Origin of the sequence: Collinsella sp. 4_8_47FAA (assembly GCF_000763055.1) — a bacterium.
Classification (GTDB): Bacteria; Actinomycetota; Coriobacteriia; order Coriobacteriales; family Coriobacteriaceae; genus Collinsella.
Window position 1 is genome coordinate 17802 of record NZ_KN214139.1, and the last position, 12439, is coordinate 30240.

Genomic DNA, 12439 nt, shown 5'->3' on the forward strand with positions numbered 1-12439 from the left:
GCCCGCATCCGATAGGATACGGGCCCCTGACTATAAGGCGCGATGCGTTAACAGCAGCGACTACTTGCGATGCGCGCGATAGAACTCGATGAGCGCCTGGGTCGAAGCGTCCTGCTCGGCCTTGGCGGCGTCATCGTGGAAGGCCGGGGTAATCTGCTTGGCAAGCTGCTTGCCCAGCTCGACGCCCCACTGGTCGTAGGAGTCGATGCCCCAGACCGTGCCCTCGACAAACGTGATGTGCTCGTACAGGGCGATGAGCTCGCCGAGTGCGAACGGGGTCAGCGTGTCGCCGAAGATCGAGGTCGTCGGGCGATTGCCCTCAAAGCAACGGGCCGGGACGATCTGCTCGGGCGTGCCCTCGGCACGAACCTCATCGGCCGTCTTACCAAAGGCGAGCGCCTTGGTCTGGGCCAGGAAGTTGCCCAGGAACAGCTCGTGGACATCCTGGCCGCCGTCGGTCGCAGGGTTGGCGGTATTGGCGAAGGCGATGAAGTCGGCCGGAACCACCACAGTGCCCTGGTGCAGCAGCTGATAGAAGGCATGCTGGCCGTTGGTGCCGGGCTCGCCCCAGAAGATCTCACCGGTGTCGGAGGTCACGGCGCTGCCGTCCCAGCGGACATGCTTGCCGTTGGACTCCATGGTGAGCTGCTGCAGGTAGGCCGGGAAGCGGTGCAGGTACTGGCAGTACGGCAGCACGGCGTGGCTCTTGGAACCGAAGAAGTTGACGTACCAGACATTGAGCAGGCCCATCAGCGCGACGGCGTTGTTCTCGAGCGGGGTGTTGCAGAAGTACTCGTCGATGGCGTGGAAGCCCTCGAGGAACTGCTGGAAGCGCTCGGGGCCGAGCACGACGATCAGCGACAGGCCCACGGCGGAGTCAACGGAATAGCGGCCACCGACCCAGTTCCAGAAACCGAAGGCGTTGGCGGGGTCGATACCGAAGGCCTCGACCTTCTCGAGTGCGGTGGAAACGGCGACGAAGTGCTTTGCCACGGCCTCGGCGTTCTGCTCATCGGAGCCGTCGATGGCGCCCTGAGCCTTGAGCTGCTCGAGCATCCAGGTCTTGACCTCGCGGGCGTTGGTGAGGGTCTCGAGCGTGGTGAAGGTCTTGGAGACGATGATTACGAGCGTGGTCTCGGGATCCAGGCCCTTGAGCTTCTCGGCCTGGTCGTTGGGGTCGATGTTGGAGATGTAGCGGCAGTCGATACCGGCGTCGGCATAGGGACGCAGAGCCTCGTAGGCCATGACCGGGCCCAGGTCGGAGCCGCCGATGCCGATGGACACCAGATGCTCGATCTTCTTGCCGGTAACGCCCTTCCACTCACCGGAGCGCACGCGCTCGGCGAAGGCATACATGCGGTCGAGGACCTCGTGCACGTCGGCGACGACGTCCTGGCCGTCGACGATGAGCTGGCCCTTCTCGCTTGCCGGGCGGCGCAGCGCGGTGTGCAGGACAGCGCGGTCCTCGGTAGTGTTGATGTGCTCGCCAGAGAACATGGCGTCGCGGCGCTCCTCGAGCTTCACCTCGCGGGCAAGATCGCACAGCAGCTTGACGGTCTCATCGGTCACCAGGTTCTTCGACAGATCGAAGTGCAGGTCACCGGCGTCAAAGCTCAGCTTGTTCACGCGGTCGGCGTCAGCAGCGAACCAGGCCTTGAGGTCGATACCTTCGGCCTCGAGCTTCTCCTGATGAGCCTCGAGCGCCTTCCAAGCGGCAGTCGACGTAGCATCGATAGGTGCGGCAACAGTTGCCATAGAGTCCTCCTCAGCATACGGGCGCACGCCTCCATGCGCCCGGACATTCAGATGCCACTATTCTAGCGCAGGTCAAGACTACAATCAGCGAGCGTTGCCAATCGGCCCCCAAACGGCAACCGATTAAAAAGGGACAGGCTTATTTTGGCAGGTCAAACGCTTTACCAACCAAAAATAACCCGTCCTTTTATGGCAAATATTAGGCCGCGGCGCAGATGCTACCGAGCAACTCACGCAGAGGAGACCCGATGCCCTCCAGCAGTTCGGGCGCGATAATGGCAAAAACGGGAACCTCACCGGTGCCCACGACAGCAGGCGCCTTGCCCTCCGAGAGAATGCATCCATAAGGGACAAAACCGTCTTCGCCGGCATCGAGCGCCGCCATGCGACGCGCGAGCTCGCGCGCAAAGCCAGCAGTATCGGCATCGCCAATCGCCAGGACAAAGTCCACGCCCTCATCGGTTGCCAGGGCTACGGCCTCATCGACCAAATCGTCTCCCCCGTCGCCCCCGGCCGAACCGCAACGAAAGAGTACGCGTTCGAGCAGGGCACGATCGAGCGAGCCCAGCGCCGCCGAAACGAGCTCATCGCGCGTGTGCTTGTCGCCTCCCAGCACGACCAGTGCCTTGGTGCCGCCATAGTGGGCAACCAATCGCCCGCACCAGCGAGCCACATCCCCATCCGCAACCAAGCGCGTCGGCATACCAAACCCATAGTTGACCATTATCCCCACAACCCTTCCGTGCTTTATGGTGGTATCGATCGTTAGGCTCATGCTACGAAGCGAGCTTTTCCGAGCTGTTTCGCGCTCTTTAGGGCTGCGTTAAAACCCCGATGAAGCCGCACGACCATACTTGCCAAAAAGGGACAGATTTTGACGGTGTCCGTGCAAGCGGGTATTATCGAACAGGTATTCGATAAGAACATGTGTTTGATGGAAGGGCACGGATGGCGCACGAGCAGCACACCTATATCTGCATCGACCTCAAGACGTTTTATGCCAGCGTCGAGTGCGTCGACCGTGGGCTCGATCCGCTCACCACCAACCTAGTCGTTGCCGACGAATCGCGCGGACGCACGACCATCTGCCTCGCTATCACGCAGGCCATGAAGGACTTAGGTATTCACAACCGCTGCCGTCTGTTCGAGATTCCCGACGGCATCGACTGCATCAAAGCAGTGCCGCGCATGCAGCACTACATGGAGGTGTCGGCGCAAATCTACGGCATTTATCTGGAATACGTCAGCCCCCAGGACGTGCACGTCTACTCAATTGACGAGTGCTTTATCGACGTGACACCCTATCTGGACCTCTATCACACCGATGCGGAAGGCTTCGCCTGCATGTTGCGCGACGAGGTCCTGGCGCGCACCGGCATCACGGCGACGGTCGGCATCGGCCCCAACCTATTCCAGGCCAAGGTTGCACTCGATATCACCGCCAAGCACGTACCCAGCCGCATCGGCATACTCGACGATGAGACCTTTCGCAAGGAAATCTGGCCCCATCGTCCCATCACCGATATCTGGGGCATCGGCCCCGGCGTGGCAGCACGACTCGAAAAATACGGCGTCTACGATCTGATGGGCGTCGCGGCGCTCGACGAAAACCTGCTTTACGACGAGCTCGGCGTCAATGCCGAGTATCTCATCGACCACGCCTTCGGACGCGAGCCGACAACCATCGCCGATATCCAAGCCTATCGCCCGCAAGCAACTTCGACCACCACAGGACAGGTGCTCTCGAAGGGCTATGCCTACGAGCAGGCCTACACCGTCTTGCGCGAGATGGTCGACAACGCCGTGTTGGACTTGATCGATAAGCACGTGGTCTGCGACAGCATCTCGCTCTTTGTGGGCTACGCGAGCGAGCGCGCCGACATACGCAGGCTTGATGCCAGCGGTACTGCACAATATGTGGACGGATGCGGACACCTGCGCTCGAGTACGTCGAGCATCGAACCCACCGCAACCGCCGGCCCCGAGCTCGCGCCCCGTGCTCCCAAGCCCGTCCAGCGCGATGACGAACGGCGCCGCCTGGTGCGCGAAGCGCAGGCAATCGATGGCATCTTTGTGGGAGAGCATGGTGGCAAACCGCGTGGTGGCTATGCCGCGCTCTTTGCGCACTCCAACGCCTCGCGCAAGCTGCCCGAGCGTACCAATTCGTTTAAGAAGATCATGGGCTATTTCGATGAGCTCTGGGCGCAGACTGTCGATCCCAAACGACCGGTCAAGCGCATCAACCTGGGCTTTAGCAATCTTGTGCCCGAGGAATTTGCCACCATCGATCTGTTCAGCGATATCGAGGCCGATGAGCGCGAGCGCGACCTGGCGCGCGCCGTCCTGGCCGTGAAAGGCAAGTACGGCAAGAACGCGCTCGTCAAGGGATTAAGCTTTACCGCCGGCGCCACCGCGCGCGAGCGCAACGATCAAGTTGGAGGACACCGTGCCTAAACCCAAACAACAGCCCATGCGCCCGCCGACCGCCTTCGAGCGCCTGGCGGACCCCGAGGGCAGACGCCGCGCAGCCGACCCCAACCTCACTGCCAACGGTGCCGTGCGCGCCAACCGCGCCGCACAGTTTATGCCCTTTGCCGCCCTCACGGGATACTACGAACTCGTGCGCAAGCAGGAAATCACCGTCGAGCAAAAACGTGAGCTCACGGAAGAAAAAGCCCTCGAGCTTTCGCAAAAGCTCGAGGGCCTCAAACGCGGCGACTTGGTGCGCGTCACCTATTACGATACGTACGGCTATCGTAGCCGCACGGGCATTCTCGACGAAGCGTTACCCGCATTCAAGCTGCTCAAACTCAGGGATATCGCCATCAACTTCGACGATATCCAGGACATTGAGCTACGCGGACGAGCCTAGCGACGAGAACGCTTGCGCAAGACGAGAGCAATGCCAAGCACTGCGGCAGCTGCAACCAGCAATCCCAAGACCAGCGTGAGGGTCGAGTCGCCAGCGCGAGGCAGCGAGCCGTCCTTCGGAGTCTTCTTAGCGGTCGTCGTGACGGTGGTCGTGGTGCTGTTCGACTGGTCGTTGCCACCCGTCTGGCTGCCGCCAGGCTGATCGCCGCCACCCGGCTGCGAAGGATCGGTGGGTTCCGTCGGATCCGGAGTACCGGGATCAACCGGATTCTCCGAATTCTCCTTGCGCTGGATCCAGACCTGGCAACCATAGAACGGGTTGGCGGTACCAAGGCACAGACCCTGGTTGGTCACCGCAAAGGTGCGCAGACCATGGTTATACGGATCGTTAAAGCCATTGGTCGTCAGCGTCGTAAAGTTCACGCCGTCCTCGGTCACATACATATCAAAGCCGCGCTCGGCATCGCGCAGGTAACACATGCACGTAAGGACACTCTGCAACTTCTTGAGGTTCTCCTCGCTCAGCAGCTTATCGAGCGCATCCTGAATATCGCTCGGCAGCTCGGTGCCATAGGCATCCTCGTACTGCCGCTTAAGGCTCTCATAGCTATCGAGCATGTCCTGATACTGGTCGGCAAAGGACTTGAAGTACGCGATCTCGCCATCGATCTTCTGGACATAAGCGGCGTCGTCCTCAAAGTCCTGGGACATCGTCGCGGCCTGATCGCAAAGACCGCCCGCGGCATCCTCCAGCGCATCGCTCAGATCGCCAAAGCCCTTAGCAACCTCGGTCTTCTCGTCATCGACATCGACGGCCTTGTTTGAATCATCAACCTCAGCAGCTTCGTTCGAATCATCGACCTCGACGGCCTCGTTTGAATCATCGTCCGCAAGCGTGTTCACGGGAACGATGGGGTCGTCAGGCGATTTCTTGTCGAGCAGGTGATCGAGCAGGTCCCTAAGGCGCTGAACCTGAGAGTCCCACTCCTCGGGCGTCATATCGATAATGTCGCCATTGGAGAACTGGCCGATCGGCTCAAGCAGGCTCGCGGTATCAAAGGTACCGATATACAGCTTGCCGTCGAACTTCTGCATGCGCCAAATGTACTGGTTCTCGTTTCGGCCAAAGCCCGAAGTCAGGCCGGAAATACCGCCCTCGGGGAACATGTCGGTGCGATCGCCAACGACGAGCTCCATGTTCTCGTCCTTGTCCATGCGATAGATGTTAACCGACTGCTCAAGATTGGCATTCACAAACGAGCAGTCAACGCCACCCATGCTGCTCTTGCCGCCCTCTTCGGTGTTGGATTTGTTGAACAGGATGCGCTCGAGGGCAATCTCCTCGTCGTTGTATTCACCGATATAGAGGTAGTCGTTGTAGACGATGAGGTTGGCAGCGCCAGAACGGGTACGGGCAGGATCGATGCCAAAGCAGTACTTTGCACCGTCCGTCTTCTGATCGCCGACAATGGGAGTCCACGAATAGCTGCCGTCGGCATTCTTGTCGCCACGGACCATGGCAAACGACTGCATGGAATTATCATCGGGAGCGTTCTCGGGCGTACCGGTGCAGATGGTCGCATAGAGATGGCCATTGTACGAGACCATATCCCAAATGGCGCCGCCGTAGATGCTGTCCTGATAGCGAATCGCCGGATAGTTAAACAACGTGTCCGAGTTAGCAATCTCGATGAAGCTGTCCTGGCCCTTCGACGGGTCAGGCGACGTCAGGATTGTCGACACAAACTTACCGGCCGCGTCTTTACCCACATTACTGATGACGAGCTGGCCATCATGGACACACATGCCGCGGATACCGGTAGAAATGCCCTGCTTGTAGGCAGCACCGTAATCCTGCATGCTCGAAAGGCCCTGATAGACAACTTTGTACTCATCCGTCTTAGGATCAATCTCATATACAGCAGGCAGGCCGCTTTTGCCGCCATTGGCCCTGACGCTGCCGCAGAAATAGAGCTTACCCTTATAGCTCACGGCATTGCGGAACAAAGGAGCGACGCCGTTGAGCGATTCAGAGAGTAGCAGCTTGGTCTCACCGGTCTTGGTATTGATCTTGACCAAGATGCCGCCGCTGTCCTTGTCGGCCGTGCCGTCCTCCTTCTGCTGTCCATAGAAGAAGGTACCGTTAAACATGGCCTCCAGCGTCAGGCGCATGGTTTCAGCATCAAAGGAATCGCCCAGCGTGCTGTTCATGAGCGTCAGCGTGTTGCCCATCGCCGCATAGCAGGTGCCCACATAAAGCCAGTCACCATAGCTCGCAGCCGCCTAAGTGTAGCTCTGGCCGCGATCGCCTTCGTTGTTGGCCGTATTACCATCGGCGCCCGGAACGGCAACGGCACCGTTACCCTGGTAGTCGACGATGCCATCCGGCTGCGACGTTCCTACCGTAGGATGCGAGAGCTTCTCAAAGGAATACCCATTTCCCGCATTGTAGGTAACGGCACCCGATGCGTCTTCGGCGTGCGCCGGCAGCGGCGATACCAAGATAGCGGCAAGCGCTGCCACCAAGCCAAGTGTTCCCACTCGTCTCATAAGGTTATAGCCTCCCCTGTCCTAAAGCCCAGCTTTAGCATTCTTCATTTCTGTCCACGGTTAATTGCAATCTGAGCACAGCAATAATCAGTGTATAAGTATACACCTGTAATTTTTTGGACGGGTTAATAGATGCTCGATTGGTAGTGAATTCCGCGCAAACCGTCACCAAACTCCACTTTTGCCGCATCTAAAGGTTATTTTTGCGCAAATTTTTGGATGCCGATAGTCACAATGGGCAGGAGGCTGGTACCCACCGGAGAGGGCAACGCCTACATTTTCATAACGTAATAGCCCGCACCCCTCACCGCCGTCTCGAGTGTGTCGCGATCAACCGGGCGCTTCGAGCGTACGCGTGCCGTGTGGTCCGCGTACGTTACCGTTGCCCACACACCATTCAGCGCATTGAGGGCATTGGCCACATTCTGAGCGCAGCCATCGCAGCTCATGCCGCCGATGAGCAACTCATCGCTATAGGGGTAGTGGGACGGATCGGTATCCGCAACCACTACCTTCTTGGCCTTCTTACCGCTCGCGCCATCGCTGCAGCAGCTCTTTCCGTGTGTCGAAGCGGCAATACGACGCAGTCCAAAAAACATGCCGACGGCAATGACGGCCAGCACGATGAGATTCGCAGGGTTGAGCAAGTCGCTCATGCGTTCCCCTTTCAAGTAGCGCTATCTAGATACCCCCATGGGGTGTCCCCATCTTAACCCAAAATCATGTCCGTTCGGTCAATTAGTTTCCCTCTTCAAACTTTTTTGTTGACCATGGCTTACTTTCGTGTATAGGTTTTCCTAGGCTAACAACTGAGGACCCGAAAGGAGCATCGTGACTCGAACCATTGACATCCCAACATACCAAACGGCTGTCGTGCGCAACTGCTCCCCTACGCTCGCAGGCATCAAGCCGGCTTCGCTCTTTACCTATCCCGGCGTTTACGCCAACCAAAACGGAAAACCCAGCGCCGCCCATATCGAAGAGCGACGCTCTCGCCTGCTCGCCGTCATAACCCAATGCAACCGCGAGCTCCAGCCACTCGGGATCCATATGAGCGTTTTGGTCTGGCGCCCCTGCGGAGCGCTCATCTATGTGTACCGCCCTGCGGACCTCATGCGATACCTCTCCGACCCCCGTGCCACGACGGCGCTAGCCGCCGAAGGTTACGATGTCCACAACCTGCCCGCATCCCTGGTGTATCTCGCCGCGCGCATCACGCTGGCAAGCAGCAATGCCGCAGAAAGCGCCTATGACGGCAGCGTCTGCGCGCTCGCGCGAAATAGACACTGCGATACGGGGTGCATATGCGAGTTCCCCCACGAAATTGGCTATTTTTTGGGCTATCCCTACGAAGATGTCCATCAGTTTATCGTCCAGCACGGCGAAAACTATAAGGTCTTTGGCGCATGGAAGGTATACACAAACGTTGAGCAGGCGCTCACGACCTTCGATTCCTATCGCGCATGCACGCAATACCTAACCTACATCTATCAACAGGGCTGCACCCTGGGACAACTTGTCCAGGCAACCCGATAGAGCATACAAAACGCGGCCGCACGCCGCACAACCGAAAGGAAAACATATGAGCAAGATCGCCGTCGTCTACTGGAGCGGTACAGGCAACACCGAGGCCATGGCAAACTTCGTTGCCGAGGGCGCAACCGGTGCCGGCGCCGAGGCAGAGGTCATTTCCTGCGCCGACTTCTCCGCAGACAAGGCCGCCAGCTATGACGCCATTGCCTTCGGCTGCCCCGCCATGGGTTCCGAGGAGCTTGAGTATGACGAGTTCCAGCCGATGTGGGACGAGGTCAAGGAGACCCTCGGCGATAAGAAGGTCGTCCTCTTTGGCTCTTATTCGTGGGCCGAGGGCGAATGGATGGACAACTGGAAGGCGGACGCCGACGAGGAGGGCGTCAACGTCGTCGATTCCGTCATCTGCTACGACGCCCCCGATGATGAGAGCGAAGCGGCCTGCCGCGCCCTTGGAGCCGAGCTCGCCTAGCGGCAATGAGCTCCGCCCGCAACGCGCATTGCAACAAAACACATTCGCGTCCCAACAAAAACGGGAGCCGGATCACATCCGGCTCCCGTTTTCTGCTATGTCAGTCATATAAAGCGGCTACGAGATATTGCCCAAGAACGCCTTGGTGCGCTCGCTCTTGGGGTGGTCGAAGACCTCGCTCGGCGTACCCTCTTCCACAATGACGCCGCCGTCCATAAAGACGACGCGGTCGGCGACATCGCGGGCAAAGCCCATCTCGTGCGTCACGACGATCATGGTCATACCGTCGTGCGCCAGGTCGCGCATGACGCCCAGAACGTCGCGCACGAGCTCAGGGTCGAGCGCCGACGTGGCCTCGTCAAAGAGCATCACGTGCGGGTTCATCGACAGGGCGCGGGCGATGGCCACGCGCTGCTGCTGGCCGCCCGAGAGCTGGCTCGGCATAAAGTCGATGCGCTCGGCCAGGCCGACCTTGGTCAGCTCCTCGACGGCAATCTTCTCGGCCTCTTCCTTGCTGCGCTTGAGCACCTTCTGCTGCGCGAGCATGACGTTCTTTTTGACTGACAGGTGCGGGAACAAATTGAACTGCTGGAACACCATACCCAGATGCGTACGTACTTTGTTAAGGTCGACGCCCTTGGCGCACACGTCCACGCCCTCAACGACAATCGAGCCGCTCGTGGGATGCTCCAGACGATTGATGCAGCGAAGCATCGTCGACTTGCCCGAGCCCGAAGGACCCAGGACTACGACGACCTCGCCCTTGTGCACATCCAGATCGATATCGCGCAGGACCACGTTATCGCCAAAGGCCTTCTGGAGGTTCTTGATGCTGACGACGACCTCGTTCGCGTTATTGGTTTCGCTCATAATAGGACCTCCTTACAGACCGGCGATGTGATCGGCGGGCGTCGCGACAACCTGTCCGGCACTCTTGGTGGGACGCTTCTTTTTGGTTTCGGCCGTGCCCAAAAGCCTCGCCTCAAGACCGCTCACCAAGCGAGCAAGCGGCAGGGTGATGACCAGATAGAACAGGGCGGCAACCACGTACGGTGTAATGGAGCCCGTCGTGGCCACGATGGTACGGGCGTTCATGACGATCTCGACCACGCCCACGGCCGCAAGCAGCGACGTATCCTTGTAAAGCAAGATAAACTCGCTGGTCAGCGTAGGCAAAACATTGCGGAACGTCTGCGGAATCATAACGTAGAGCAGCGTCTGGAAGGCATTCATGCCCAGAGAGCGAGCAGCTTCGTTTTGGCCCTTGGGGATCGATTGAATACCGGCACGGAAGATCTCGCATAGGTACGCAGACGAGTTCATGGCCATGACGATAACGCCCAAGACATAGTCGTCCACCTTGACGCCGGCCAACGGCAGACCGAAGAACGCGATATAGATCTGCAGGAACGCCGGCGTACCGCGAATGATATTCACGTAGATGCCGGCGAGGCAACGCAGGATGCGCGACTTGGAGATGCGCATGAGCGACAGGGCAAAACCGAAGGGAATTGCCAGCGGAAACGCCACAAGCACGATCGAAAGCGACATAAGGAAGCCCTTAAAGACGATCGGCAGGCTTTGGACCAAAATGACCGGGTTCAAGAACAGGCGCAGGAACATATTGGAGTTCCAGGCCTCGACCCACGGCTGCTCCTTAAGATCGGCCAGGAAGTTATCGAAGGCCGTCACGCCCTTGATCTCGACGGAAGGAATTTTTGAAATCTTCTTGGTCGAACCGTCGGCGAGCGTATAGGTGCCACTAAAGGCCTCATCGCCGCCCTCGACGGGAAACGTCACGCCGTAAACCTCGACTCGGAAATAGCCGCCGGCAGGCGCCGTCTCGCCAAAATCAATCTTGAGCGTCTGGCCGTCAGCCTTGCACGTGGGCTTCATGGGCGTACGATCCATGAGGTCCTCGCCCGAGAGCATCGTCAATCGCGTGTCATCGGTACCAAACGTCGTGCCGTCGACAAACGTCAGCGAAAGACCGCTCAGCTCCTCATCGGCATCGGCCTGGACCTCCCAGGTAATGCGCGTCTCGGTACCGCCGACCACAGCGCTGCCCGAACCAGTGTTGGGTCGGGCGGTAATCTTTGCGGCCTCAAGCGCCTGGGCGGTCGTGGGCGCATATGCCCCTGCGCACACCAGCGCGAGCGTCACGGCCATGGCGCAGGCTAGCTTTTGAAGCAAGGCGGGCAGTGGAAAACGCTGCTCCGCGGCTCCTTTGTTCAGTCGAGACAAGGTGGCTCCTATCGTAGAAGTTGCCGGCAAAACGAGACGGAAATACTCTCCGTCAAGAGAAGCGCAAAGGCCCTCTCCGCCAAAACGGAAAGGGCCCGCGAGCAATCAAGTAGCTATTTTACTTGATGTTGTACTTAGCCATGAGGGCGTCAACGGTACCGTCGTCGGTCAGGTCCTTGATGGCCTGGTTGATGTCGTCCTTGAGCTTGGTGTTGCCCTGGTTGATGGCGATGGCGTACTCCTCGCCGGTGCTAATCTGCTTAATGGTCTGGCAGGTGTTGAACTGCTCGGCGGTCAGCTGGCTGGCAACAGAGCGGTTGGTGACTACGGCGTCGCCCTTATCGGACTGCAGGGCGCTGAAGCACTCGGTGGCGTCCTTGTAGGGGACAATCTTGGCCTTGGGGAAGTTCTCCTGGGCAAAGGACTCGGCGGTCGAGCCAGACTGGACGATGATGGTAGCATCGGCGTTGTTGAGCTTCTCGCTGTAGTTGTCGGCCGTGATGTCGGTGTTATCGACCTTGGTCACGATAGCCTGATCGTCCATGTAGTAGGAATCGGAGAAAGTGACTTCCTTCTCACGCTCGGGCGTGTCGGTGATAGCCGCGATGGAGACGTCATATTTGGCACCCGAAGCGACGCCCGGAACCAGCGTGTCAAAGTCATTGTTGACATACTCGACATCCAGGCCCAGCTTGTCGCCGATAGCCTTGATGAGCTCAAGGTCAAAGCCCTGATAATCGCCGTTGTCATCCTTGTACTCAAACGGAGCGTACTCGGCAGAGGTGCCGACGGTCAGCGTACCGTCCTTGACGAGCGCGTACTCCTTGGAGCCGTCGACCTTCTCGACCTTAGCGTCGTCAGAGCTGCTGGAACCGGCATCAGAACCAGAGGTGGCGTTGGACGAGCCGCAGCCCGTCAGAGCGAGGGCGAGCGCCATAGCACCCGTGGCGGCAAATGCGCCAAGCTTCTTCAGCTTCATAATCAGTCTCCTTCCAATGACCCCACGTGATTCAGAGG

The 12439-nt window shown here is 58.9% G+C and carries 12 protein-coding genes; 4 read left to right on the forward strand and 8 right to left on the reverse strand.

Going from position 1 to position 12439, the window contains the following annotated elements:
• Window positions 1–60: 60 nt before the first annotated feature.
• Together pgi and HMPREF9463_RS09630 are read right to left on the reverse strand one after the other, a co-directional pair.
• The gene (gene pgi / locus HMPREF9463_RS09625; protein WP_035138859.1) at window positions 61–1755 is read right to left on the reverse strand and encodes a glucose-6-phosphate isomerase; all 1695 of its coding nucleotides are present in this window, start codon (window positions 1753–1755) and stop codon (window positions 61–63) included.
• 199 nt (window positions 1756–1954) lie between these two features.
• Window positions 1955–2479, reverse strand: coding sequence for an iron-containing alcohol dehydrogenase (locus HMPREF9463_RS09630; protein ID WP_035138860.1), 525 nt, complete (start codon window positions 2477–2479; stop codon window positions 1955–1957).
• Between the two features lie 224 nt (window positions 2480–2703).
• Between HMPREF9463_RS09630 and HMPREF9463_RS09635 the strand changes: the two genes are divergently transcribed.
• Window positions 2704–4209 carry a Y-family DNA polymerase gene (locus HMPREF9463_RS09635; protein WP_052044227.1) on the forward strand — a complete coding sequence of 502 codons (1506 nt, stop codon included), beginning with the start codon at window positions 2704–2706 and terminating at the stop codon, window positions 4207–4209.
• Window positions 4202–4627 carry a hypothetical protein gene (locus HMPREF9463_RS09640; RefSeq protein ID WP_227790077.1) on the forward strand — a complete coding sequence of 142 codons (426 nt, stop codon included), beginning with the start codon at window positions 4202–4204 and terminating at the stop codon, window positions 4625–4627. Before HMPREF9463_RS09635 ends, HMPREF9463_RS09640 begins: the two co-directional genes overlap by 8 nt.
• Here the strand turns inward: HMPREF9463_RS09640 and HMPREF9463_RS11205 are convergent.
• The 3 genes from HMPREF9463_RS11205 to HMPREF9463_RS09650 all read right to left on the reverse strand — a co-directional run bounded on the left by HMPREF9463_RS11205 (window position 4624) and on the right by HMPREF9463_RS09650 (window position 7832).
• Entirely contained in the window at window positions 4624–6879 is a 2256-nt protein-coding gene (locus tag HMPREF9463_RS11205) for a hypothetical protein (RefSeq protein ID WP_052044228.1), read from the reverse strand. The genes HMPREF9463_RS09640 and HMPREF9463_RS11205 overlap by 4 nt on opposite strands.
• A 30-nt stretch (window positions 6880–6909) precedes the next feature.
• Window positions 6910–7176, reverse strand: a complete 267-nt coding sequence (locus HMPREF9463_RS10555; protein ID WP_148334234.1) for a hypothetical protein — start codon at window positions 7174–7176, stop codon at window positions 6910–6912.
• A gap of 272 nt (window positions 7177–7448) precedes the next feature.
• On the reverse strand, window positions 7449–7832 hold the full coding sequence (locus tag HMPREF9463_RS09650; protein WP_035138862.1) for a heavy-metal-associated domain-containing protein: 384 nt from the start codon (window positions 7830–7832) through the stop codon (window positions 7449–7451).
• 175 nt (window positions 7833–8007) lie between these two features.
• Here HMPREF9463_RS09650 and HMPREF9463_RS09655 point away from each other — a divergent pair, with 175 nt between their 5' ends.
• Window positions 8008–8712, forward strand: a complete 705-nt coding sequence (locus HMPREF9463_RS09655) for a DUF3793 family protein (protein ID WP_035138863.1) — start codon at window positions 8008–8010, stop codon at window positions 8710–8712.
• 46 nt (window positions 8713–8758) lie between these two features.
• A complete protein-coding gene (locus HMPREF9463_RS09660; RefSeq protein WP_035138864.1) occupies window positions 8759–9178 on the forward strand; it encodes a flavodoxin in 420 nt (139 codons plus the stop codon).
• Between the two features lie 117 nt (window positions 9179–9295).
• On the opposite strand, the gene HMPREF9463_RS09665 is transcribed toward HMPREF9463_RS09660, so the two are convergent.
• The 3 genes from HMPREF9463_RS09665 to HMPREF9463_RS09675 all read right to left on the reverse strand — a co-directional run bounded on the left by HMPREF9463_RS09665 (window position 9296) and on the right by HMPREF9463_RS09675 (window position 12401).
• A complete protein-coding gene (locus HMPREF9463_RS09665; protein ID WP_035138865.1) occupies window positions 9296–10048 on the reverse strand; it encodes an amino acid ABC transporter ATP-binding protein in 753 nt (250 codons plus the stop codon).
• Between the two features lie 12 nt (window positions 10049–10060).
• Window positions 10061–11422, reverse strand: coding sequence for an ABC transporter permease subunit (locus HMPREF9463_RS09670; RefSeq protein ID WP_232219798.1), 1362 nt, complete (start codon window positions 11420–11422; stop codon window positions 10061–10063).
• A 118-nt stretch (window positions 11423–11540) separates the two neighbouring features.
• Window positions 11541–12401 carry an ABC transporter substrate-binding protein gene (locus tag HMPREF9463_RS09675; protein WP_035138867.1) on the reverse strand — a complete coding sequence of 287 codons (861 nt, stop codon included), beginning with the start codon at window positions 12399–12401 and terminating at the stop codon, window positions 11541–11543.
• Window positions 12402–12439: the final 38 nt, after the last annotated feature.

Bases quoted from the DNA above. Each gene is read 5' to 3' on its own strand.
- pgi (WP_035138859.1), bottom strand. From the start codon at position 1,755: ATGGCAACTGTTGCCGCACCTATCGATGCTACGTCGACTGCCGCTTGG.
- HMPREF9463_RS09630 (WP_035138860.1), bottom strand. From the start codon at position 2,479: ATGGTCAACTATGGGTTTGGTATGCCGACGCGCTTGGTTGCGGATGGG.
- HMPREF9463_RS09635 (WP_052044227.1), top strand. From the start codon at position 2,704: ATGGCGCACGAGCAGCACACCTATATCTGCATCGACCTCAAGACGTTT.
- HMPREF9463_RS10555 (WP_148334234.1), bottom strand. From the start codon at position 7,176: ATGAGACGAGTGGGAACACTTGGCTTGGTGGCAGCGCTTGCCGCTATC.
- HMPREF9463_RS09650 (WP_035138862.1), bottom strand. From the start codon at position 7,832: ATGAGCGACTTGCTCAACCCTGCGAATCTCATCGTGCTGGCCGTCATT.
- HMPREF9463_RS09660 (WP_035138864.1), top strand. From the start codon at position 8,759: ATGAGCAAGATCGCCGTCGTCTACTGGAGCGGTACAGGCAACACCGAG.
- HMPREF9463_RS09665 (WP_035138865.1), bottom strand. From the start codon at position 10,048: ATGAGCGAAACCAATAACGCGAACGAGGTCGTCGTCAGCATCAAGAAC.
- HMPREF9463_RS09675 (WP_035138867.1), bottom strand. From the start codon at position 12,401: ATGAAGCTGAAGAAGCTTGGCGCATTTGCCGCCACGGGTGCTATGGCG.